This window comes from Nitrosospira sp. TNL200 (genome assembly GCF_055386305.1).
In genome coordinates this window covers 3,097,125-3,120,929 of record NZ_AP041003.1, presented here as the reverse complement: position 1 = coordinate 3,120,929, position 23,805 = coordinate 3,097,125, and the positions used below count along the sequence as shown (strand labels likewise).

The 23,805-nt window shown below is 55.8% G+C and carries 22 protein-coding genes and 1 riboswitch; of the genes, 7 read left to right on the top strand and 15 right to left on the bottom strand.

Annotation, left to right across the window (positions count from 1 at the left end; all coding sequences use genetic code 11):
• Positions 1-153: 153 nt before the first annotated feature.
• The 3 genes from ACZ5CE_RS14085 to purM are packed head-to-tail and all read right to left on the bottom strand — an operon-like array spanning position 154 to position 2,632.
• A complete protein-coding gene (locus tag ACZ5CE_RS14085) occupies positions 154-909 on the bottom strand; it encodes a DUF3108 domain-containing protein (protein WP_464575532.1) in 756 nt (251 codons plus the stop codon).
• The gene (purN, locus tag ACZ5CE_RS14080; protein ID WP_464577536.1) at positions 906-1,544 is read right to left on the bottom strand and encodes a phosphoribosylglycinamide formyltransferase; all 639 of its coding nucleotides are present in this window, start codon (positions 1,542-1,544) and stop codon (positions 906-908) included. Before purN ends, ACZ5CE_RS14085 begins: the two co-directional genes overlap by 4 nt.
• 29 nt (positions 1,545-1,573) lie before the next feature.
• The gene (gene purM / locus ACZ5CE_RS14075; protein WP_464575531.1) at positions 1,574-2,632 is read right to left on the bottom strand and encodes a phosphoribosylformylglycinamidine cyclo-ligase; all 1,059 of its coding nucleotides are present in this window, start codon (positions 2,630-2,632) and stop codon (positions 1,574-1,576) included.
• 138 nt (positions 2,633-2,770) lie between these two features.
• Here purM and hda point away from each other — a divergent pair, with 138 nt between their 5' ends.
• From hda to ACZ5CE_RS14055, 4 genes are all read left to right on the top strand, one after another.
• The gene (gene hda, locus ACZ5CE_RS14070; protein ID WP_464575530.1) at positions 2,771-3,448 is read left to right on the top strand and encodes a DnaA regulatory inactivator Hda; all 678 of its coding nucleotides are present in this window, start codon (positions 2,771-2,773) and stop codon (positions 3,446-3,448) included.
• On the top strand, positions 3,445-4,107 hold the full coding sequence (locus ACZ5CE_RS14065) for a histidinol-phosphatase (protein ID WP_464575529.1): 663 nt from the start codon (positions 3,445-3,447) through the stop codon (positions 4,105-4,107). Before hda ends, ACZ5CE_RS14065 begins: the two co-directional genes overlap by 4 nt.
• 161 nt (positions 4,108-4,268) lie before the next feature.
• The gene (locus ACZ5CE_RS14060; RefSeq protein WP_464575528.1) at positions 4,269-5,231 is read left to right on the top strand and encodes a FecCD family ABC transporter permease; all 963 of its coding nucleotides are present in this window, start codon (positions 4,269-4,271) and stop codon (positions 5,229-5,231) included.
• A gap of 108 nt (positions 5,232-5,339) precedes the next feature.
• Positions 5,340-6,545 carry a BaiN/RdsA family NAD(P)/FAD-dependent oxidoreductase gene (locus ACZ5CE_RS14055; protein ID WP_464575527.1) on the top strand — a complete coding sequence of 402 codons (1,206 nt, stop codon included), beginning with the start codon at positions 5,340-5,342 and terminating at the stop codon, positions 6,543-6,545.
• 27 nt (positions 6,546-6,572) lie between these two features.
• On the opposite strand, the gene hslU is transcribed toward ACZ5CE_RS14055, so the two are convergent.
• The 6 genes from hslU to dapF form a co-directional block, all read right to left on the bottom strand.
• On the bottom strand, positions 6,573-7,904 hold the full coding sequence (gene hslU, locus ACZ5CE_RS14050; protein WP_464575526.1) for an ATP-dependent protease ATPase subunit HslU: 1,332 nt from the start codon (positions 7,902-7,904) through the stop codon (positions 6,573-6,575).
• Positions 7,905-8,669: 765 nt separating this feature from the next.
• On the bottom strand, positions 8,670-9,296 hold the full coding sequence (gene smbP, locus ACZ5CE_RS14045; RefSeq protein ID WP_464575525.1) for a small metal-binding protein SmbP: 627 nt from the start codon (positions 9,294-9,296) through the stop codon (positions 8,670-8,672).
• A 335-nt stretch (positions 9,297-9,631) separates the two neighbouring features.
• Entirely contained in the window at positions 9,632-10,165 is a 534-nt protein-coding gene (gene hslV / locus ACZ5CE_RS14040) for an ATP-dependent protease subunit HslV (protein WP_464575524.1), read from the bottom strand.
• A 107-nt stretch (positions 10,166-10,272) separates the two neighbouring features.
• The gene (xerC, locus tag ACZ5CE_RS14035) at positions 10,273-11,202 is read right to left on the bottom strand and encodes a tyrosine recombinase XerC (RefSeq protein ID WP_464575523.1); all 930 of its coding nucleotides are present in this window, start codon (positions 11,200-11,202) and stop codon (positions 10,273-10,275) included.
• Between the two features lie 37 nt (positions 11,203-11,239).
• Entirely contained in the window at positions 11,240-11,899 is a 660-nt protein-coding gene (locus ACZ5CE_RS14030; RefSeq protein WP_464575522.1) for a DUF484 family protein, read from the bottom strand.
• The gene (gene dapF / locus ACZ5CE_RS14025) at positions 11,896-12,723 is read right to left on the bottom strand and encodes a diaminopimelate epimerase (protein ID WP_464575521.1); all 828 of its coding nucleotides are present in this window, start codon (positions 12,721-12,723) and stop codon (positions 11,896-11,898) included. Before dapF ends, ACZ5CE_RS14030 begins: the two co-directional genes overlap by 4 nt.
• A 332-nt stretch (positions 12,724-13,055) precedes the next feature.
• On the opposite strand from dapF, the gene metK reads away from it, so the two are divergent.
• From metK to metF, 3 genes are all read left to right on the top strand, one after another.
• A complete protein-coding gene (gene metK / locus ACZ5CE_RS14020) occupies positions 13,056-14,240 on the top strand; it encodes a methionine adenosyltransferase (RefSeq protein WP_464575520.1) in 1,185 nt (394 codons plus the stop codon).
• Positions 14,241-14,280: 40 nt separating this feature from the next.
• Positions 14,281-14,359: riboswitch (S-adenosyl-L-homocysteine riboswitch) on the top strand.
• Positions 14,360-14,374: 15 nt separating this feature from the next.
• On the top strand, positions 14,375-15,832 hold the full coding sequence (gene ahcY / locus ACZ5CE_RS14015; protein ID WP_464575519.1) for an adenosylhomocysteinase: 1,458 nt from the start codon (positions 14,375-14,377) through the stop codon (positions 15,830-15,832).
• 138 nt (positions 15,833-15,970) lie between these two features.
• Positions 15,971-16,816 carry a methylenetetrahydrofolate reductase [NAD(P)H] gene (gene metF, locus ACZ5CE_RS14010; RefSeq protein ID WP_464575518.1) on the top strand — a complete coding sequence of 282 codons (846 nt, stop codon included), beginning with the start codon at positions 15,971-15,973 and terminating at the stop codon, positions 16,814-16,816.
• A gap of 122 nt (positions 16,817-16,938) precedes the next feature.
• Here metF and ACZ5CE_RS14005 read toward each other — a convergent pair whose 3' ends face one another.
• The 6 genes from ACZ5CE_RS14005 to mreC form a co-directional block, all read right to left on the bottom strand.
• Positions 16,939-18,183, bottom strand: a complete 1,245-nt coding sequence (locus ACZ5CE_RS14005; protein WP_464575517.1) for a pyridoxal-phosphate-dependent aminotransferase family protein — start codon at positions 18,181-18,183, stop codon at positions 16,939-16,941.
• 150 nt (positions 18,184-18,333) lie between these two features.
• Positions 18,334-19,344: a septal ring lytic transglycosylase RlpA family protein gene (locus ACZ5CE_RS14000; RefSeq protein ID WP_464575516.1), complete on the bottom strand. Its 1,011-nt coding sequence runs from the start codon at positions 19,342-19,344 to the stop codon at positions 18,334-18,336.
• A complete protein-coding gene (gene rodA, locus ACZ5CE_RS13995; protein ID WP_464575515.1) occupies positions 19,341-20,441 on the bottom strand; it encodes a rod shape-determining protein RodA in 1,101 nt (366 codons plus the stop codon). Before rodA ends, ACZ5CE_RS14000 begins: the two co-directional genes overlap by 4 nt.
• Complete coding sequence (gene mrdA / locus ACZ5CE_RS13990; protein WP_464575514.1) at positions 20,434-22,350, bottom strand: penicillin-binding protein 2; 1,917 nt, start codon at positions 22,348-22,350, stop codon at positions 20,434-20,436. The genes rodA and mrdA overlap by 8 nt, the downstream gene beginning before the upstream one ends.
• Complete coding sequence (gene mreD, locus ACZ5CE_RS13985) at positions 22,347-22,871, bottom strand: rod shape-determining protein MreD (RefSeq protein WP_464575513.1); 525 nt, start codon at positions 22,869-22,871, stop codon at positions 22,347-22,349. Before mreD ends, mrdA begins: the two co-directional genes overlap by 4 nt.
• Complete coding sequence (gene mreC / locus ACZ5CE_RS13980; protein ID WP_464575512.1) at positions 22,858-23,760, bottom strand: rod shape-determining protein MreC; 903 nt, start codon at positions 23,758-23,760, stop codon at positions 22,858-22,860. Before mreC ends, mreD begins: the two co-directional genes overlap by 14 nt.
• Between the last annotated feature and the right edge of the window lie 45 nt (positions 23,761-23,805).

Below are 23,805 nucleotides of genomic sequence, written 5' to 3'. Positions count from 1 at the left end.
AGTTCGCTATCGCACACTTCACCCCTGTCCAACTGCCGGATTTAGGATTATCCCGGATATCGCACGTGTAAGGGAAGCAAGTGCAGCAAGCGAGTGGTTTTAGAGCGTACGGGTGCAAAGCCCGAAAAAGGATTCGGATCCCTGTTCCGCTTCTTATTGCAGGCGTCCCTGCTTGAGCCTGTCCGATGACTCGCCGTAAGTTATTCGGGTGGCAATCTGGTCCGTGATGATCCCGAGTTTCTCGGTTGAAACTATCCGTACCGGAAGCATGTGGTGGTCGACCGCCAGCCAGATTTTCTTGTCGCGGCCCTCGCTATTATCCACCTGTTTGGTCAATACGATAGTTTCAAGCTTGCCCATAGGAGTATCCAGCGTTTCCTTTCCCACCGCATAACGGACCGGTTCGAGCCGGCGGCCGTCGGTTTCATGCAGAGTGACCATCTTGCCCGAAATAGGGGAAAACATGAAGCTGTAGGGCAAGCTCAGCTTGTCCTGCGCATCGGCCGGCAGAGGTTTCTGTTCTTCCCCCCGCTTATTCTGGAGCGTCAGGAGTTTATTGTTCCAGTCGAAAATTGCCACCTTGGGTGGCCTGTTTCCATGTTGATCTGAAAACCGGCTGGGGCGAAACGACCCTTGCGCCGTGATGATTCCCTCGCTATCCCGCACCACGCTATCGGGTTGGGTCAAGGCCAGCAGTCCTTTTGCGCGTCCTTCGCTGTTGATGGTATAGCTCCGGGCATGATGGCCTTTTTTAATCTCAACCGTATCGTTGACTTCGCCTTCCAGACCGCCGGAACTGATCGAATAACTGATATCGACTCGTGAAGGAATATCCGCTGCGTGAGCCGGGAACAGGGATATGGCAAAAAGGACCGATCCCGACAACAGTGCCATGAATGGAAATTTCATTTGCAGAACCCAGGTGAATATAAAGCTGTGTCGTCAGGCACCGCATGCGTCACGCTGACGTGGTTATCCGAAAGTCTCAGGCGTCCTTCCATGAACCAGCGAACGGCCTGGGGATAAATACGGTGCTCCTCACGCAGTACTCGTACTGCAAGAGAGTCCTCCGTATCATCCGGCATTACCGCCACCGCTGCCTGGACGATTATGGGGCCATGGTCCATCCGGGGTGTAACGAAATGCACGGTGCACCCATGTATTTTTACACCCTCCAGCAATGCTCTCCGGTGAGGATGCAGCCCAGGGAAAGCAGGCAGCAACGATGGATGGACATTCATCAGTCTGCCTGCATAGTGCTGAACAAAGTTTTCTTCCAGAAGGTGCATGAAACCGGCGAGTACGACCAGATCGGGCGCATAAGCGCTTACCGTCTCCATCAACGCGGCATCGAACGCCTTTCGATCAGGGTAGGACCGCTGATCGATCACTCTGGTTTCCAGACCGCTTCTTTTTGCCAAATCCAGCGCCGGTGCGCCGGGCCGATTACTGATGATCGTGATCGTCCTGACCGGCAGCCTGGCGTCGATCAGCGCCTGTAAATTGCTGCCGCGACCGGAAACCAGGATAACAAGGGAATTCATCATTTCTTGGCCACGGCTTTCCGCCGCGCTTACTCGACAATGGTTTTCAGCGATGCAGCCGTGGTGCGCCTGACATCCCCTATAGTCCAGGCAGTTTCGCCCATCGAATGAAGTATTTCCATGGCTGCACCGGCAATTTCTGGCGCCACGATGAGCACCATTCCAACACCGCAGTTGAATACGCGATGCATTTCGCCATCCGGCACGTTGCCCTGGCGCTGCAGCCAGCCAAAAATTTCAGGGAGGTTCCATCTGCTTCTTTGCAGTACCGCGGACATCCCTTTGGGTAGAATCCGGGGGATATTCTCCGTCAATCCACCTCCGGTGATATGCGCGATGCCTTTCACAGGCACATGCTTCATCAGTTCGAGTACAGGTTTTACATAAATTCGGGTAGGCGCCATGATTTCATCGATCAACGTTCTTCCATTGAAATCCGACGACAGGTCCACTCTATTTTTTTCCACTATCTTGCGAATCAGGGAATAACCATTCGAATGCGGACCGCTGGAAGCCAATCCCAGCACTGCGTCTCCCTCCGTAATCATCGATCCATCTATAATCCGGTCTTTCTCGACCACCCCTACCGCAAAACCCGCCAAGTCATACTCGCCGTGAGGATACATACCCGGCATCTCAGCTGTTTCCCCGCCGATAAGTGCGCATCCCGCCTGTTCGCAGCCCTCCGCAATCCCTTTGATGACCCGTGTCGCCGTATCGACATCCAGTTTTCCGCAGCCGAAATAATCCAGGAAAAACAGGGGTTCCGCACCTTGAGCCAGAATGTCGTTGACGCTCATGGCTACGAGATCTATTCCGACGGTATCGTGTTTTTCGTACTGGAACGCGAGCTTCAGCTTGGTTCCCACGCCATCGGTGCCGGATACCAGCACAGGGCTGCGGTAGTTTCGCGGCATGTCGAATAATGCTCCGAAACCGCCTATGCCCCCGAGCACCTCCGGGCGCATCGTGCGCCTGGCAAAAGGCTTGATGTTTTGAACCAGACGATCGCCCGCGTCGATATCGACGCCCGCATCCCGGTAAGAGATCGATCCGGTATCGGTATTCTCTGGATTATATGAAGTCAAGTTGAATTTTCGCTTTGTTGCGGATAGAGTGCGGGTTTTCAAAAAACGGCAATTCTACCGTAAATGCGCGTCGATCGAGATGCAAACGACGGAGCGTGGGTTTTCGGTAAAGCTGAGGATAACGATAGGAGAGCTCCAATGAAGCAATTGGCGTTGGACATTACGCCATCTCCGCTGCCCGCGCTCTCCAGATTCGTGCCCGGACGCAACACGGAACTGCTGCAAGCCCTGAATGCCATGCTTGCAAGACCGGTCAAGGAGCGCTTCATCTATATATGGGGCGTTCCGGGAAGCGGAAAAAGCCATTTGCTTCAGGCAATGGCTGCACTATCCATGCGTAACCAGGTGAATACCGCCTATTTCGCCTGTAATTCAAAAACCTGTTTTCGCGAGCGCAGCGAGGCGGACTGCACATTGGTGGATGACGTGGACCGTCTTGAGGACAATGCTCAAATCGGATTGTTCAACCTCTATAATCGCATACGTGAAAGAGATGATGCTGTTCTTCTCGTAAGCGGCTCGTCCGCGCCTGCTCAGCTCAAATTGCGGGAAGACCTCATGACGCGCCTGGGATGGGGCCTGGTATATCGTGTTCATGAGTTGACCGATCCGGAAAAAATAGAGGCGATGCAAAACCATGCGTTGAGCCGGGGACTCGAGCTATCCAGCGAGGTATGCGATTATCTGCTCAGGCACGAACGGCGCGATTTGACCACCTTGATGGCTACCATAGACGCTCTCGATAGTTATTCGATGTCCCATCGCCGCAAAGTCACCATTCCGCTGGTTCGCGAATTATTGCAGGAACTCTCATGAACCTGGTTCTGTTCGATCTCGATAATACGCTTTTAGCGGGCGACAGCGATTTTCAGTGGGCGCAATTCCTCATTGAGCAACGCGTGCTCGACCGCGAAGTCTACGAAGCGCGCAATATTGAATTCTATGAGCAGTACAAGGAGGGAACGCTCGATATACATGAATTTCTGGACTTTCAGCTAAAGCCGCTGTCCCGCCATCCCAGAAGCCAGCTCGATGCATGGCACCAGGAATTCATGCAGCAGAAGATCCTGCCGCTGATAACACCCCAGGCGCGAGAGCTGGTCAAGAGACATATGCTTGGCAATAATTTATGCGTCATCATAACCGCCACCAACCGGTTCGTGACCGGTCCCATTGCGCGGGCTCTGGGGATAAGCCATCTCATTGCCACCGAGCCTGAGCAGGTGAACGGCGAGTTTACCGGTCAGGTTTTCGGCCTGCCCTGTTTCAGGGAGGGCAAGATTGCCCGGCTGGAAAGCTGGCTGGATGAACACAATTTGACATGGATGTCTTTCCTCGAAAGCTGGTTTTACAGCGATTCGCTGAATGATCTGCCGCTGCTCAACAAGGTTACCCACCCTGTCGCGGTGGACCCCGACGCAACACTGAAGGCTCACGCAGAGGAAAATGGATGGCCCATCATCAGCCTGCGGTAATCGTCGGACTGGCACGTGTGCTGCGTATGCCAGCCCCTCCGCGTGGCTTTGCGGATGAGGGCCGCCTGGCCCTTTGGTGTCCTCGCCACATTCCTGATACGCGAATTCGCACCGAAGTACCCCTTGCCTGAAAGACGATGAGGGTGGCTGGAAGAGGCCCAGTGCTTCTGATCATCTTCATGATCCTCGTTGCCGCCAGCTTGCTTGCCGGGCTGTCGTTCGGCAGCGTAGACATCCCGGTTTTTACGGTCGCCAGAACCTTGCTATCCGTGGATGATGGAAGTGATCGAGTTGCGCACCATATCATCCGGGATTTGCGTCTGCCGCGCGTGTCGGCTGCCTTTGCCTGCGGCGGCTTGCTCGCCTTGGCCGGGCTGCTGCTCCAGGTTCTATTGCGCAATCCCCTGGCTGATCCTTACATTCTCGGCGTCTCGGGCGGCGCCGGTGTGGGGGCGCTGCTTGCCATGCTGCTCGGGTGGAGCCATATGCTGGCCGATGCAGCTGCGCTCGCCGGCGCACTGGCTGCGGTCGCCATTGTATTCAGCTTGAGCTTTCGCGCCGGGGATTGGAATCTATACCGTTTGCTGCTGACAGGCGTGGTGTTGTCCGCGGGTTTCGGCGCGCTCACCACCTTGATTCTTACCTTGGCACCTGCCAGCGATTTAAAAGGCATGCTGTTTTGGCTGATGGGTGATGTTTCCCGTGCGGAAGAGCAACTGCCTGCCTGGATAGCGCTCATTATCCTGTCCACCGTAAGCATGCTGTTTTCGAGAAGCCTCAATGTGCTGAGCCTTGGGCAAATGAAAGCAAGAACGCTGGGCATTGCCGTGCTGCCGTTGCAGGCCGGGCTTTATTTTTGCGCCTCGGCGGCGACGGTGGCCGCCCTGATGCTTGCGGGCGCGATCGGTTTTGTCGGCCTGATCGTGCCGCATGCCGTACGCTTGCTCGGCGTTAATGATTTTCGCTGGCTATTGCCCTTGTCCATACTTGCGGGGGGAAGTTTTCTGGTTTGCGCCGATACCATGGCGCGCACCCTGTGGGCCCCCCAGCAATTGCCCGTAGGCGTGTTGACCGCTCTTTTGGGAGTTCCCTTATTATTGCTGCTGCTTTCCCGCAGACACTGATGCGGATTCCAGCGTTGACCCATCCTGAAGGGTGTTTCATTCGTATTGCAGCGCGGGCTGTGGCTGAATTGGCATATTGTCCCCCGAGCCGCCGCGGATCGAAGTGAAATGGCGAAGTTCGGGAAAGACGTCGCGATCATAGGTGCGGGTGCGGCCGGGATGATGTGTGCCATGGAGGCGGGCAAGCGAGGACGGTCCGTACTGTTGCTCGACCATGCGGCGAAACTGGGAGAAAAAATTCGAATCTCGGGTGGCGGACGTTGCAATTTTACCAACCTGCATGCGAAGCCAGAAAATTTTCTGTCTCACAACCCCGATTTTTTCCGATCCGCGTTAGCGCGCTTTACCCCCGCGGATTTCATCTCTCTCGTGAAAAAGCACGGTATCCACTACCACGAGAAAACAGCCGGACAATTGTTTTGCAACGATAGCTCGCGGCAAATTATCGAGTTGCTGCGGGATGAATGCACCGTGGCCGGCGTGGAATGGCAAATGCCCTGCAGGGTATACAGGATAGATCGCGCTAGCAAAACCGCCGTCGAGAGTGGTGGTTTTGTGCTGGAAACCGATAAAGGCAGGTTTGCCTCAAATTCCCTCGTGATCGCGACCGGCGGATTATCCATTCCTCAAATTGGCGCAAGCCCTTTGGGATATAGAATCGCGGAGCAATTTGGCCTCAACGTCACGCCGCTGAGACCGGCTCTTGTTCCTTTGATGTTTGCGCCGGAACAAGCCGCGAGCTTTTCCCAGCTAACCGGAGTTGCGGTGGACGGCGAAGTCCGCTGCAACGGAGGTCGCTTTCGCGGCGGCATATTGCTGACCCACCGCGGGCTGAGCGGCCCGGCGATATTGCAGATTTCGTCATACTGGCGTCCTGGAATGGCCATTGATATCGACCTGCTTCCGGATATCGATGCGATAGCATGGTTGCTCGATCGGCGGCGTGGCAGCGCCACGCTGTCAAGCGTGCTGGCTGGCCAGCTTCCCAGGCGGCTGGCCCAGATCTGGTGCGAGGCAATGGTGCGCGAGAAGCCAGCCAAGCCGATGAGCGAGTACAGCGTCACGGAACTGAAGCGCATTGCCATGTACCTGCATAAATGGTCGATCACCCCCAGCGGTACCGCCGGATACAGGAAAGCGGAAGTGACCCTTGGCGGAGTCGATACCCGTGAATTATCTTCCCGGACGATGGAGGCCAAAAAGGTTCCCGGGCTTTACTTCATAGGTGAAGTCGTGGATGTGACGGGACATCTCGGGGGATTCAACTTCCAGTGGGCATGGGCGTCCGGATATGCGGCAGGGCAGGTAGTGTAGGCTCAACCTAAATCCGGCATCGAGGGATTAAAGTACATAGCGCGCCAGATCTTCGCTTTGAGACAGGCTGCCAAGCTTCGAATCGACGTAAGCGGAGTCGATGACAATTTTTTCGCCGTGATGCTTCTCCGCGGAAAATGATACCTCTTCCAGAAGCTTTTCCATGGCGGTATAGAGACGACGAGCGCCGATATTCTCGGTTTTTTCATTCACTGCAAAGGTAATTTGCGCCAAGCGCTTGACCGCATCCGGTGTGAATTCCAGTTCGATTCCCTCGGTTCCCAGCAATGCTTCATACTGCCGAGTCAGGCATGCGTCCGTATTTGTGAGAATCTGCACGAAATCCTCAGCGCTAAGGCTGGTCAACTCGACCCGCAGGGGGAACCGCCCCTGCAATTCCGGGATCAGGTCGGAGGGTTTGGCGAGATGGAACGCACCGCTTGCAATGAACAGGATATGGTCTGTCTTGATCATGCCGTACTTGGTTGAGACAGTCGTGCCCTCCACCAGCGGAAGCAGGTCACGCTGAACGCCCTGGCGCGAGACATCCGCGCCAGAGGTTTCAGAACGGCTGGTAATTTTGTCGATTTCATCCAGAAATACGATGCCGTTCTGCTCCACATTCTGGACCGCGCGCAGTTTCAGCTCCTCATCATTGATAAGCTTGGCCGCTTCCTCATCCGTGATGATCTTCATGGCTTCGCGTATCCGCAGCTTCCGCGTCTTTTTCTTCTCCATTCCCAGATTGTGAAACATGCCTTGTATCTGCGTGGTTAATTCCTCCATTCCAGGGGGAGCAAAGATTTCCATATGGGCGTGCGAGGCCGCCACTTCGATTTCGATCTCCTTGTCGTTGAGCTCGCCTTCTCGCAGTTTTTTGCGGAATTTTTGACGGGTAGCATTCTCGGTTTCGCTAACCTCGAAATGGGATCCCATTTCGCGCGCCGGCGGAAGCAGGACGTCCAGAATGCGCTCTTCGGCGTGGTCTTCCGCCCGGGCGCGCATTTTTTCGGTTTCCTGTTCCCGGGATTGCTTTACCGCGGATTCCACCAAGTCGCGGATGATGGAATCCACGTCGCGACCGACATATCCCACCTCGGTGAATTTCGTGGCTTCAACCTTGACGAATGGCGCATCCGCGAGCTTCGCCAGCCTGCGTGCGATCTCGGTCTTGCCGACTCCCGTCGGGCCGATCATCAAAATATTTTTTGGCGTAATCTCCTGCCGAAGGGGATCTTGAACCTGTTGCCTTCTCCAGCGGTTTCGAAGCGCGATGGCAACAGAGCGTTTGGCGGCATCCTGCCCGATGATGTGTTTATCCAGTTCGTGGACAATTTCCTGGGGAGTCAGTTGAGACATGATTTCAATTCCGTATTGTCCGGTTAAAACGGTGATGGATGTGCGAAGACCAGGCTCTGGCGCAGGTCAGCAAACAAAATATTCTGGTGCCGATTTGAAGTCGGTTCGCTCATATTCGAGTAATGTGATGTCCCGGTTTACACGTTGCCGGATTCCATAGTCGCTTCTTCCGGGATAGCTCGTTATCTGAATTGCATTTCCGGCTCATGGCGTCATCGTCGTGCATGAAGGGAAGTCTAGCATTTATCACCCATCCTGTGGGGCGGGGTCTGGACGCGTTTACCATCGCCAGCCATGCGGTTGTATCTATTTCCCACCGAATCTTCCTTTCTCAATGTGGTTCAGACCCTGAAAAATCCCGTTCAGGTATTCTTGATAAAAGAGCTGCCTGGATGGTCATCAAATGAGAGGCTCTGTTCCAGAGCCCGAAAGCCGGCCGGCGCTCGTCAGCGGCTTTGCTTTTGTCATGGAATGGATACAACGGCACTGCAAATGCGGCTGGCTGGTTTGAGCAATCCAAGGTTAAAAATAATGCTGGAGAGTTACCGGGTATTCCGAGTTCATATTCAGCGCTTCCTTAAGCACTTGACCTGTTGCCAATGACTGGGTAATGGTTGAGGATTTCGTTATGACGTGGAAGTGCAAAACCACGAGTGGTCAGGACGAGAATGTGCAAGACCGGTAAAATCGATGCTGGTTTTGATTCACAGAACCAAAACCAGCTTGCGTATATTACTTATGATTTCAAATCACTATTTATAACGATTAACTGGCAGCTTTTTTCAGGTTGACCAAAGCTTCGTCAACATGTTTGGTAGCCACTTCGGCATGATTTTCTTTTGCATGAGCGATGGCCTGGTTGAGATGTCTGATGGATTCAGTGATATTCACTCTCTGGTCGCCATCTTTCAGCTCAGGCAGCACCATTTTTGCATGCTTCAGGCTCGCTTCAGCGTGCATCGCCAACCCTTTGGCATTTCCTTTTTTCCCTTCCGCTTGTGCTTCCTTCGCATGTTCTATAGCTTCTACGATATGTTTGTTAAACACTTTTTTCAAGTGGGCTATTGCTTCATCGACATGTTTGGTAGCTTCTTTAGCATCGTTTTCTTTTGCACTAGCAATGGCTAGATCGAGATGTCTAATGGATTCAGTGATATGTACCCTTTGATCGCTATCTGACACTTCGGGTAGCGCCGCTTTTGCATGCTTCAAGCTTTCTTCGGCATGCCCTAGCAGTTCCTTGGCTTTACCGCTTTTCCCTTCTTTCTCCGCAGCTATCGCATGCTCTATCGCTTCTGAAGTATGCTTATCGACACTACTGCTGGCAAATAATGGAAAACTGGAAAAAAGTGTTACCGCCCCGATTGTCAAAATTGATTTGGCAAGTTTCATAGTAAGTCCTCTCGTTTATAGGTCATTTACTAAAACTAAAGTCACTATATCATGCATCAAAACCCCTTGGGAATCGCTCTATCCAAGCAGATCAGCTCCTTGAGCCGCTGCAAATGGATGAAGCGAGCCAACCACCACCTGGGTTCGATAAGATGGACGTTATCGAGACACTGATTATTACTGATTACTGAAGGGGCAAGCGATGGCTGATTATGATATTAGTATAGGATGGGAGTTGTTGCCAGAGTTATTGAGCGATCAGGACGCAAACCGGCAGCAAACTTAGGGTGAGCGCCATGGCGCACGCTAGTGGCTGCCCCCGCCTTGTTCGGTTATCACAGCACCTCGATCACATGATTCTGGTTGGTGTAGATGCACAAATCCCCTGCTATCGCGAGCGATTTCTTGACGATTTCCAGCGGCGCGAGATCCGTATTTTCGAGGAGCGCCCGGGCGGCGGAATGCGCATAAGAGCCGCCGCTGCCAATGGCAGCCAGGCCGAACTCCGGCTCGATCACATCTCCCGCTCCCGTAACGATGAGGGTGACGCTAGGGTCGGCGACCACCAGCATGGCTTCAAGCCGGCGCAGAATGCGGTCGGTACGCCAGTCCTTCGCCAGTTCCACAGCGGAGCGCATGAGATGGCCCTGGTGTTTTTCAAGTTTGCCTTCAAATCGCTCGAACAAGGTGAAGGCATCGGCCGTACCGCCTGCAAATCCCGCGAGGATTTTGTCATGATAGAGCCGTCGTACTTTTCGGGCGCTTGCCTTTGCCACTACTGCACCCAAAGTGACCTGGCCATCTCCGCCGAGCGCCACCTGCGCGCCGCGGCGTGCGGAAAGTATCGTAGTGCCACGAAATTCTTGCATTGGGAGCCCATGAGTTTATCGAGCAGAGAGGATTATAGCGCCGATTGGCGGATAACATGTAGAAGCAAACCTGTTGCAGCGGGTTCTTCCTGACCGCACGGCCAGGATCAGGTTCCCACCGTCTTTTTCCTGGCCCTGGGATGCGCGGCGTCGTAAGTTTTTGACAAATGCTGAAAATCCAGGTGGGTATAGATCTGTGTAGTGCTGATGCTCGAATGCCCCAGCATTTCCTGGACAGAGCGCAGGTCCCCGCTTGATTGCAGCACATGGGAGGCGAATGAATGCCGTAGCATGTGCGGGTGTACATTGGACGAGATTCCCTGGTGTGCAGCCCATATTTTTAGACGCTGGCTGATGGATCGCCGGCTCATGTTTTTTCCGTGCCGCGATATGAAAAGTGCGCTTGCCCCTGGCTGGATCAGGTTCTCCCGGTGTCTGATCCATTCGTGCAGAGCGTGCACGGCCTTGCTGCCGACGGGGACAATGCGGGTCTTGCCGCCTTTGCCCGTGATACGCACCGTGCCGTCCGCGAGGTCCAGATTATCGGGTTTGACGCCTGCGAGTTCCGCCAGCCGCAATCCCGAGGAGTAGCAAAGTTCGAACAGTGCCTTGTCCCGCAAGGCCATCACATCATCTGCGGCGGAGAAGTCCAGCAGTTTCGCGGCTTCGTCCGGCGAAAGCGCGTGGGGCAGTGATTTGGGGGCTTTTGGCGCTCTTATTCCGGCACAGGGATTGCCTTCATATCCGTGCCTTTTTGCTAGATATCGATAAAAGCCGCGCCAGGCTGAAAGCATTCTTGCGACGGTTTTTCCGGAACACTGCTTCCCGTGGCGTTGCGCCACGAAGCGGCGGATGTGGTGGGGTTGTAATTGCTCCAGTGGCGTCTCAGCCGCGAAGCCGAGTAATACATCGAGATCCCGCCGGTAGCCTTCACAGGTCAAGGGAGACAGGCGCCGCTCCTGGGAGAGGTGGTCAATATAGGAGGAAGCCGTTTTTCCGTTGGCCTTCCTGGTTATGCTGACTTCATATTCTTTCACTTCTTGCCTTCGTGTTGCCCGAACCTGTCCTTGTTTCTCAAGCCGACGCAAACCGGCGTATTGCGGCGCTTGCCAGCTCCCCCAGTTGCGCCAGGTAAATTGTTCCCATTTCCGGATAGAACCGTTGCGATTCCTCGCTTGCCAGCACCAGCAAGCCAATTGTCCTGTCGGTTCGCAGGGGCATCATGGCAAACGACCTCAAGCGTACGCCGTCTTCTCCAAACCAGTCCCGGATTTCTTCCAGCACGTACGGACCGCAATAAGGGTGCTGCAGGCTTTCGGCCAGGCTGGGAATATCAGGCCCCGTCTTATCCAGCTCCGGTGTCTGTTGCCCTTCGATGGTTATTCCCCAGATTCGCAGCGCCATATGGGGAATAAGGAAATCTTCCCGCAAATTGTAATTCAAACCCTGCAGAACATCGTTCAGACCGGTAAATTGGAGCAGCACGACCGCCAGCCGATGCATCTTTTCGGAGAGAGCGCTGTTTTCTTCGGCAAATCTGACCAGTTCGCTCAGCTTATCCTGCAGGACACGATTCCGCTCTCTCAAGTCCATGATCTGGCGTTCACTGATCGGGATCGCCCTATCGCCATGAGGATGGGGAATTTGTATATCTGCCAGTACACTCGCATACTCCGTAAAAAAATCCGGATGATCCTTCAGATACAGCGCAATTTCCTCGTCGCTGAATTTCATAACTCGATTTCTCCATCGAACACGGTTACGGCAGGGCCCGTCATCCAGACGGGCTGGGTTTCGCCTGCCCAACGCACGCGCAGCTTGCCGCCTCGCAGGCTGACTTCAACCGACGAGTCCAGCAAGCCGCGCCGGATTCCAGCGACCACCGCGGCGCAAGCGCCGGTGCCGCATGCAAGCGTTTCTCCCGCGCCTCGTTCATATACTCGCAGCCGTATGTGGCGGCGATCCAGGACCTGCATGTAGCCGGCATTCACCCGGCGAGGAAAGTGCGGATGGCGTTCGATCAGCGGGCCTTCGGTCGATACCGGCGCCTGGTCCACATCCTCCACCAATTGCACGGCGTGAGGGTTTCCCATCGACACGACGCTGATTTCGATCTTCCCACCGCCGATGTCGAGTGGATAAGTCATGGCGCGCTTTGCGGCAAGGAAAGGAATGCCCCCCGGTTCGAATCCCGGTTCGCCCATGTTGACCGTCACTTCGCCACCGGGCTCCAGCCGGGGGATGATGAGGCCGCCAAGCGTCTCCACGCGGATCTCATCCTTGCTCGTCATCCCATAATCGTGCACATAGCGCACGAAGCAGCGTGCGCCATTACCGCATTGCTCCACTTCCCCGCCGTCCGCGTTGAAGATGCGATAGCGAAAATCCGCATCGCCGCTTGCCGCCTCTATCAGCAGGATCTGATCGCAGCCCACGCCGAAATGCCGATCGGCGAGCCGCCGCATTTGTTCCGGGCCGAGCAAAACAGATTGATTGACGCCGTCGATAACGACGAAATCGTTCCCCAGCCCATGCATCTTCGTGAATTTCAGTTTCATGACGCCCAGTTCATATTGTCATTCTGCCATCCAGGCATCGTTCCGGCGTAGCCGCGGCGAATCTGCGGTCTGCGTACCGTGGTTGCCCAGCGTGAGTTTGTTACAGAAAGATGCCATTGTCAACCTGCGGCCGCCTGCCGGGCTACCGCCTCCAAGAGGCTTTGCATCCGGTCTATGAGCTGATGCCGGGAGTGGGAGCGCTATTTTACACCGGCAGCTATTCCAGCCGGGAAACCGGAAAAAGCGCAAGGGATAAATCATTCAGCTTCTTAATAGCGGCGTAATTTGATATCCTAGCTCCTTTTTGACTCCCCTATAGGCGGCTGGACGACATGAGCGACTATCTTTTTACTTCAGAATCCGTATCTGAAGGCCATCCGGACAAGGTGGCCGACCAGATTTCCGACTCGATCCTGGATGCCATTCTGGAACAGGATGCCAACGCGCGGGTTGCCTGCGAAACCTTGTGCAGTACCGGCCTGATCGTCATGTCGGGGGAGATCACCACCGAGGCAAACGTCGACTATATTCAGGTGGCTCGGGCAGCTGTCAAGCGCATAGGATATAACAGCTCGGAAATCGGCTTCGATTACCATACCTGCGCAGTGCTTACCGCGTTCAACAAGCAGTCTCCCGACATTGCGCAAGGTGTCAATCGCTCCAAGGAAGAGGAAATGGACCAGGGAGCGGGAGACCAGGGCCTCATGTTTGGCTATGCCTGCGATGAAACGCCGCAATTGATGCCTGCGCCGATCTATTATGCGCACCGCCTGATGGAGCGACAAGCGGAACTGAGGAAAGATGGCCGCCTGCCCTGGCTGCGCCCGGACGCCAAGTCCCAGGTTTCGATCCGCTACCTGAATGGCAAGCCGCAGCGCGTGGAAACCGTGGTGATCTCTACCCAGCATGATCCGGACATTTCGCATTCCGACCTGAGCGAAGCGGTTATCGAGGAAATCATCAAGCCGGTGCTGCCCAGGAATATGCTCGGTAGCGAGACGCGTTACCTGGTCAACCCTACTGGCCGCTTCGTCGTGGGCGGGCCCATGGGTGATTGCGGCTTGACGGGTCGAAAAATTATCGTGGATAGCTATGGAGGCACTGCCCATCACGGCGGCGGTGCATTCTCCGGCAAGGATCCCTCCAAGGTGGATCGTTCCGCCGCCTATGCCGGGCGATATGTGGCGAAGAACGTCGTCGCGGCGGGTCTGGCAACCCGGTGCGAGGTGCAGGTTGCGTATGCCATAGGGGTGGCGCGGCCTGTTTCCCTGATGATCGATACCTTTGGCACAGGCAAAATTTCTGACGAAAAGATCGCCAGGCTGGTTGAGCGTCATTTTGATCTGCGTCCGCGCGCCATCATCCATGCCCTTAACCTGCTACGCCCCATATACCAGAAGACCGCCGCCTATGGCCATTTTGGAAGGGACGAACCGGAATTCACCTGGGAAGTGACCGACAAGGCGGCGCGGCTTCGCGCCGATGCCGGAATCGAAGAAGTGGCGGTAGAGGCATAAGCCTAAGCCGCCAACCGGATTACATCGCTTCAACCACTCTCTCGCCGAGGAGCGCTGCAACGGGCACCGTCCCGCGAGGCTCGGCAGGGAGAGTATCGTATTAACGGCGCTCGTTCATTTTCAGGAGATTGTTCATGAACGCTGTGCTCAATACTGCGCCCCAATCCGGGAGCAGACAATTTACCGACTACAAGGTCGCCGACATGTCCCTGGCTGAATGGGGACGCAAGGAAATCGCGATCGCCGAAACTGAAATGCCGGGTCTGATGGCATTGAGGGAGGAATATGGCGACACCAAGCCATTGGCGGGGGCGCGTATCGCCGGCTCCCTGCACATGACCATCCAGACCGCGGTGCTGATAGAAAGCCTCACCAGGCTAGGGGCTGAAGTGCGCTGGGCATCCTGCAATATTTTTTCGACGCAGGACCACGCCGCTGCAGCCATCGCGGCCGCGGGCACCCCGGTCTTCGCTTACAAGGGCGAGTCGCTGGATGATTATTGGGAATATACTCATCGCATTTTCGAGTGGGGAGGCGATGACGCAGCAGCGGGTGCGGGCAGCGGCCCGAACATGATACTGGACGATGGCGGCGATGCCACTCTGCTGATCATCCTCGGCAGCAAGGCGGAAACCGATCCTTCAATCGTGGCGAACCCTGCCAACGAGGAAGAACAGGCCTTGTTCGCGGCCATCCGCAAGCGGTTGAGCAAACAACCCGGCTGGTATTCGGCCAAACGCGCCGGCATTCGCGGCGTGACCGAAGAAACCACCACGGGCGTTCACCGGTTGTATGAAATGCAGAAGAAAGGGGAACTGCCATTTCCGGCATTCAATGTCAACGACTCGGTCACCAAGTCGAAATTCGATAACCTTTACGGCTGCCGCGAGTCGCTGGTCGATGGAATCAAGCGGGCGACGGATGTCATGATCGCTGGAAAAATCGCGCTGGTGTGCGGGTATGGAGACGTGGGCAAGGGTTGCGCACAATCCTTGCGTGGCCTCGGGGCGACCGTATGGATCACCGAGATCGATCCGATCTGCGCGCTGCAGGCGGCAATGGAAGGATATCGTGTTGTCACCATGGACGATGTCTGCGATCAGGCCGACATTTTTGTTACCGCCACCGGCAATTTGCGCGTCATCACCCATGACCACATGCTGAAGATGAAAGACCAGGCGATCGTCTGCAACATCGGGCATTTCGATTCCGAGATAGACATCGCCTCGGTTCAGAAATACCAGTGGGAGAACATCAAGCCGCAGGTGGACCATGTCATTTTTCCGACTGGCCGCCGCATTATCGTGCTTGCCAAGGGGCGCCTGGTAAACCTGGGCTGTGCCACGGGCCATCCGTCATTTGTGATGTCCAGTTCTTTTACCAACCAGGTGCTGGCGCAGATGGAGCTTTGGCAAAACGGCGCGAATTACCAGAAAAACGTCTATGTGCTTCCCAAGCAACTCGATGAAAAGGTGGCCCGGCTGCACATCAGGAAGCTAGGTGTCAAACTCACGGAGCTGACCGACGAGCAGGCGCAATATTTGAATCTGGATAAGGGCGGTCCTTATAAGCCGGAGTTGTATCGCTACTGATGCAGCGACTCCCTGTGGATGGGGATAACCCTCCGTGAAGCGCTTCGCAGCAGGCAGGCATGGAGCGCTCGCGGAGAATAAGAGAACGGCCGATTCGATCCTTCTTTCCTCGGTCGCGCCGTTTCCAGAAGCCAGAAGATGGAATCCCAAAAAAAGTTCGCACCCACTTTCAGTTTCGAGTTCTTTCCGCCGCAGACCCCGGAGGGGACGGAAAAGCTGCGGGCTACCCGCCGGCAGTTGGCCCAGCTCGATCCGAAATTTTTTTCCGTCACCTTTGGCGCTGGCGGCTCCACACGCGACCGTACCCTCGAGACCGTGCTCGAAATTCAGGCGGAAGGCCATGTTGTCGCCCCCCATCTTTCCTGTATCGGCTCGACCGGCGAAAGCATTCGCAGCATGCTGCAAAAATATTACGATGCGGGCATCCGGCATATCGTCGCCTTGAGGGGTGATTTGCCCTCCGGCATGGCCCAGGCAGGCGAATTTCGCTATGCCAACGAGCTCGTGACCTTTATCCACCAGGAGTTCGGCGATACCTTCCACATCGAGGTGGCGGCGTATCCGGAATACCACCCCCAGGCCGTTTCCCCTGGGGAGGATTTGCGGAATTTCAAACGCAAGGTGGATGCCGGTGCGGATTCCGTCATTACCCAGTATTTCTACAATGCAGACGCCTATTTCAATTTCATTGACAGTTGCGAAGCGATAGGTGTCGATGTCCCCATCGTGCCGGGTATCATGCCGATCAACAAGTTTTCTCAACTGGCGAGATTTTCCGATGCCTGCGGGGCCGAAGTCCCGCGCTGGATCAGGAAAAGGCTGGAAGGATATGGTGACGATAGCGCATCGATCCGCGCTTTTGGACTGGATATCGTGACCGAGCTGTGCGACCGGCTACTTCGCGCCGGCGCACCGGGGCTGCATTTTTACACGCTCAACTCTGCAGGATTGACGGCAACCATCTGGCAGAGATTAGGACTGTAATTCCATTTCCATTTCAGACCATCGTTTTGCCGATCGCCACCGGCGTCGGCACATATTTCTCAGGACGAGATGGGTATATGGGTACAGGCAATAGCCGCAACCCATATACCCTTTTTCCGGAATTATGCCGCCTTTGCAGCGCTCTTGCTCTCCAGGGGCAAAGGATTGGCCGCGTAGGCATAATGTGCCGCTGCTTCCGCCGTTCCCGGCTTGATCTTCTTGCCCATATCGGCCAGCACGATTTCCAGCGCGCCCAGACATAGCATGACGTTTTCAATTTTGCTGGAATAACCCATCAGGCCGAAGCGCCAGATCTTGCCGGCGAAATCTCCCAATCCTGCACCGATTTCGAGATTGTAATCGGCGAGCAGCCTGCGGCGCACTTCTTTTTCATCAATGCCTTCAGGCACGTAGACCGAATTGAGCTGTGGCAGGCGAGACTTTTCTTCCACCAGGTATTCGATACCCAGGGTTTCCAGTCCCGCCTTCAGCGCTTCGTGGTTACGCTGATGGCGCGCCCAGGAATGCTCCAGTCCCTCCTCGTACAGCATGAACAACGCCTCATGCAGGGCGTAGAGCGCATTGGTCGGAGCGGTATGGTGATAAGTCCGGGTGGTTCCCCAATACCCCAGCAACAGGTTCAAGTCCATGAACCAGCTTTGCACTTTTTCCTTGCGGTTCTTGACGAGTTCCACCACGCGTTCCGAAAAGCTGATCGGTGAAAGGCCCGGCGGGCAGGACAGGCATTTCTGGCTTCCGGAATAAATCGCGTCGATCTTCCATTCGTCCACCTTGAGCGGAGAACCGCCCAGCGAAGTGACGGTATCGACGATGGTCAGGCAGTTATGGCGATGGGCAATCTCGCACAGCAGCTTCGCATCCGAGAGCGCGCCGGTGGAAGTTTCGGCATGGACAAAGGCGACCACCTTCGCGTCCGGATTCTGTTTCAAGGCATCTTCCACTTTCTGGGGATCGACCGGCGCACCCCACTTGTCCTCAACGACCACCGCCGTACCCCCGCAGCGCTGCACATTCTCGATCATGCGGCCGCCGAACACGCCATTGCGGCACACGATGACCTTGTCGCCATGGTTGACCATGTTGACGAAGCACATCTCCATGCCCACCGAGCCGGGGCCCGATACCGGAAAAGTCAGCAGGTTCGACGTCTGGAAAGCATACCGCAGCAGGCTTTTCAGCTCTTCCATCATATCCGTGAACACCGGGTCGAGGTGACCCAGGGTGGGCCGCGCCATTGCTGACAACACGCGCGGATGGGTATCGGAAGGTCCCGGTCCCATCAGGACGCGTTGCGGAGGATAAAACGTGCCGATTTGCCTGGTGGGGCCGTAGTGTTTGGTGGTCATGACGAGTCCTGAAAAAGTGTTGGGTGGAATAGCGTAAAACGCCGATTCTACCAAGCGAACGCAGATTTTGCTATGCGCGGAAGCGCCAAAGGCGAATTGCCCGCCTTTGTGCTCGCCTTTGGCGGGGAGAAACCGGCATTCGGGCAAGTCCTATCGCACCAGCAGCATGGGCTTGATATAGAGCGTTTGCGCGATCTTGTCGGCTGCCTGCCTGGCTACTGCCTGGTCGGGATAGGGGCCGGCGTGTACCTTGAACAGGCCATCCATTGCCACGATTCCGAGGCTGTTGGTCATCAGGGGCAGTTCGGTGCGCATGCGCGCCAGGAAATTATCGGCGTTATCGTAAGCGCTGAAGGCGCCGAGCTGAAGATAAATGCCATTTGCGTCGGTAGTAAAAGCCGCCCGGGTTGTTTGCCGGGCTTCGCCGGCTTGAACGCTTGCCGTGGGCGCGGAGGCCACGGCGAACAAAACGGGACCATCCGGTCCCTCAATCACGGCGGCGGCCCCTACAGGTGCGGAGGCTATCCTCATGGCGGGCTCGGCATCCATGAGTATCGTTTCCACCTCCACCAGCGAACTTCCCCCATCCAGCAGATCGAGCTTGTATGCCGCGGTATAGGAGAGATCGATCAGGCGATCGGAAAGAAACGGCCCGCGATCGTTGAGACGAATCACGACGGATCTGCCATTCCGGAGATTGGTTACGCGAACGTAGCTAGGCAGCGGCAGTATGGGGTGGGCGCCGGTCATCCCGTACATGTCGTAGATTTCGCCAGACGCTGTTTTCTGTCCATGGTAGCGGCGGCCATACCAGGACGCTATTCCGCGTTCACGATACGATTCCAGCCCGGTCATGGGCCTGTAGGATTTTCCAAGCGCGACATAGGGCCGCATATTGGCCTCACGCAGGGGCTCGTAGCGGGGAACGGCGTCGGGAATGGACGCAAGATCCACCGGGGGATTGTCCCCAGGGCCATCATCCAGATAGTATCCCCCCTTTTTTGAGAAAATGCTGGGTTTTGTGGTTTTTCCGGAGGAGGGTTTTTCCGGTTCGTCCTGCTTCAGGAAAGTGCCGCACCCCGCAACCAGGACCATGAGCGATAATGCCGCCATGCGGGCGGCCAGCAACGAACGGGATGTGCAGGTCGAGGGGGATTTCACGTCTTTACCAGTTTGGGATGCGTCTGAATGCTCATCAAAATACCAAATCCCAACAGCATTGTCACCATGGATGTGCCGCCGTAGCTGATCAGCGGCAATGGCACGCCGACTACAGGCAGAATGCCGATGACCATACCCATGTTCACAAAGATATAGGTGAAAAACGTCAACGTGATCGACCCTGCGATCAGGCGCGTGAACTGGGTCGGGGCATTGGCGGTGATGACCATGCCGCGGCCTATCACGACCACATATAGCAGCAGCAGCAACGAATTTCCCACCAAACCGAATTCCTCGGAAAACACGGCAAAGATGAAGTCAGTGCTTTTCTCGGGAAGAAAATCGAGATGAGTTTGCGTCCCATGCTGCCAGCCCTTGCCGAGCACGCCTCCGGATCCGATGGCAATAGTGGATTGTATGGTGTGGTAGCCTGCGCCGAGCGCGTCCTGTGTCGGATCGAGCAGGGTCATGACACGCCGCCGCTGATAGTCATGCATCATCGACCACAGGAATGGCACGCTGCCTGCTCCCACTATCGCCAGCCCGACCATGATGCGCCATGACAATCCGGTAAGGAAAAGCACATAAAAGCCGCTGGCGGCGATCAGCAGCGCCGTGCCAAGATCCGGCTGGCGCAGGATCAATACGACCGGCAGCAACAGCAGCAACGTCGCCACTCCGTAATCCCTCAGTCTTAACGTTGCTTCATGCATGTCGAAATACCATGCCATCATCAACGGCACCGCTATTTTCATCAGCTCGGATGGCTGGATACGCGTCACGCCAAGGTTCAGCCAGCGCCGCGCCCCATTGTTGATTTCTCCGAAGAGCATGACGCAGAGCAGCAACAGAAGTCCGGTCAGGTAAATTGGGAAAGCAATGCGCATGATGTGCTGCAACGGAATATTGGCGACGAGCCACATGATGCCGAGCGCAACCAGCATATTGATGCCCTGGTTGGTGACACGGCTGAGGTTGGCGTCGGTGGCGCTATAAAGCGTGATCAGCCCCGTTGTCATCAGCATCAACAGCCCGACCAGCAGGAAGCCGTCGATGTAGCGCGTCAGGTAGTGCCACAGCCGCAAGGGATCAGTCATGAACGGCTTCCTCGTCGTCTCCCGCCGGGTCGGCGGTCTTGGCCTCGCTTTCCTTGGGCAATATGCCCAGCAGGAAGTAGTCCATCACCAGTCTGGCGATAGGCGCTGCGGTGGCGCCGCCATGGCCGCCATTTTCCACCAGCACCGATAGCGCGATTTTTGGATTTTTCGCTGGAGCATAGGCAATGAACAATGCGTGGTCGCGATGGCGCTCCTGGACTTTGCTTTCCATGTATTTTTCGCCTTGCTTCACGCCCACCACTTGCGATGTCCCCGTCTTGCCGGCGAATACATAGGCCGCCCCCGCCGCCGCAACAGCCGCGGTGCCGCCGGGGCGAGTGACATCGATGAGCGCATTCTTTACCGCTTCAAGATGAGCCGGGTTGAGATCGAGCGTGTACAAGGGTTCCGTTGCGATCTCGCGCAATATCTCATTGCTATTATTCTTTATCCGTTTTACCAGGTGCGGACGGAAGGCTGTGCCCTTTCCCGCGAGGATGGCGGTAGCGAAGGCGAGCTGCAGGGGCGTGGCCAGGTTATAGCCCTGGCCGATTCCCACCGAGATGGTATCGCCGGCATACCATTTCTGTTTATGCCGTCTCATCTTCCATTCCTGAGTAGGCATCAAGCCCATGACCTCGCCTTCGATATCGATGCCGGTTTTCCTTCCAAGTCCGAACTTCCCGGTAAAGCTGGCAATATTATCGATGCCAAGATCGTTGGCCAGCGCGTAATAATAAGTGTCGCAGGAGACGACAAGCGACTGGTGGAGATCCACGTACCCGTGGCCTCCCGCTTTCCAGTCCCGGAATCGATGTGTGCTTCCGGGAAGGCTGAAGTATCCAGGGTCGCTGATGCCTTGCTGTGCGTTGCGTTTATTGAGTTCCAGGCCCGCCAGCGCCATGAACGGCTTGAATGTGGAACCTGGGGGATACATTCCGCGCAGTGCGCGGTTATTGAGCGGGCGGTCAATGGAGTTGTTCAGCAAGTCCCAGCTTTCGGAATCGATGCCATCGACAAACAGATTGGGATCGAAGCCCGGCTTGCTCACGAACGCCAGTATGTCTCCCGTGTCCGGCTCGATTGCCACCAGGGCGCCCCGGCGGTCCCCAAATGCTTTTTCCGCCACCTCCTGCAGCTTGGCATCGAGCGATAGCATCAGGTTGTTTCCAGGAATGGGAGGAGTACGGGATATGATGCGTATGACCCGGCCTGCGGCGTCTGTTTCCATTTCCTCGAAACCGGTGACGCCATGCAATTCCTTTTCGTAACTCTGCTCGATGCCGATTTTCCCCATGTACAGCGAGCCCCGGTAATTCGCCAGGTCATGACGGGCCTCAAGTTGTTCGAGGTCCTTGTCGTTGATGCGTCCGATGTAGCCCACCACGTGTGAGGCGCTTTCTCCTCGCGGGTATTGCCGGAACAGGCGGGCCTTGATTTCCACCCCGGGAAAGCGGTAGCGATTTGCAGCGAATCGCGCAACTTCCACATCGGTCAAGCGGGTGCGTATGGGCAGGCTCTCGAATCGCTTGCTCTCGTCCCTCAGCTTCTTGAATCGCTTGCGGTCCCTGGGCGCAATTTCAACGATGGTGGAGAGTTCATTGATGAGCGCCTCGAGGTCCGGCACCTTGCTTGGTATGATCTCCAGCGTGTAGGCCGAATAGTTGTGCGCCAGGACCTCCCCGTTGCGATCAAAGATCAGGCCGCGGTTGGGTACTATCGGTGCGATGGATATGCGGTTGGCTTCGGCTAAAGTATGGTAATGCTCGCGTTGCGATACCTGAAGGTAGAAGAAACGCGTGAACAGCAGAAGGAAAAGCAGCAGCATGAATCCGGCGCTGATCGCGAGCCTTATGCGGAAATAATGCAGTTCGCGCAGATGATTGCGAAGCTCTACCCTACGATTCATAGAGTATCAGAGGTTGACCTGCCGGGTTTTTGTGGCATTCTAAGCAACGAAAAAAGCAGCGGCCATAATATGATGCCTGTTATGGTTGCAAGAAAAAAACCCCATCCCGGAAAATGGGAACCACCGAGCAGCCCGGCAAGAAGTCTGGCGCATTGCCCGAGGAGCAGTATCAAGCCTATCTGGGGGGCCTGTGCGAGCGGGTTGAAAAAAAGGAGGCGGCGATGAAACAGCAGGGCGGAAAACGCCATGATGCTGTATGCGAGAGCATTCTCGCCCAGCGTGCTGGCGTTGCTGATATCCATGAGCAGACCCAGGAAGAAGGCGACGCTCATGCCGATTCGCTGAGGTTGGTTGATGCACCAGTAAAGCAATACCAGAGCAACGAAATCGGGGCGCGCGGCCAGGGCACCGGGCGATAGTGGCAACAGGTTGAGCAGCAAGGCCGCCACCAGGCTTAAAACGATGAATGAGCCTTTTACAGGGAGCAATATTTCCTGCTTGGGGTGATCAGCGAATGCCAACTTTTTCTCGCTTCCTTGTCTCAGGCTTGATTTCGAACGCATCGGCCGGGGTTTCGGCGGGTGGGTTCATCAGGGATAATATCAGCAACTGCCGGTGGTGGCCTACTCCTGCGGTAGGTGTGCAGGTGATGCGGGCGAAGACGAAAGCGGGACTGCGCTCGATCTTGGATACGCTTGCTACCGGAAGTCCCGGCGGATAAACGCCATCTATCCCCGAAGTCACCAGTACGTCCCCCGCCCGAATGTCCGTGTTTACCGCGACATAGCGCAATTCCAGCAGCCCATCCTTGCCGGTGCCGGAAACGACCGAACGCAGCCCGTTTCGCACAACCTGTACCGGGACGGAATGGTCCTTGTCCGTAATCAATGTCACTTCCGATACCCAGGGATAATTGCGGGTGACCTGCCCGACCACGCCCACGTCGTCTACAACCACCTGCCCCGTCTGTATCCCGCTCTGGCTGCCTTTGTCCAGCATGATCTTGCGGTTGAAGGGATCGCTGGGCACGCGGAGGATCTCCGCGATGACTGCCTTGCTTTCCACGCGCTGCGCTGCTTCCAGCAACTTGCGCAATTGGTCGTTTTCAGCCCGTAATGCCTGCAACTGCAGGAGTTGTCCCTTGTCGGCCAGATACTGCTGCTTCAGATAGGCATTTTCGTCCGCCAGATGATTAGTGACAAAAACCGCACCCATGGTGTCGGAGAGGGTCATAGGTACATTGGCAAGCTTTTGCAGCGGATAGAGCGCAATGGCAAATACTTGCCGAATTCCCGCCAGATATCTGAAATGGGTATCAGCGGCCATGAGTGTCAACGACAGGAGCACGAAGAAAAATAGCCGTGCCTGCAAGCTCGGGCCGTGTCTGAAAAACTGCGGGGCCATTTCCATCAAATTTGGGTGTTTGAATGTACCCTATCCGGAATTCAACACAAG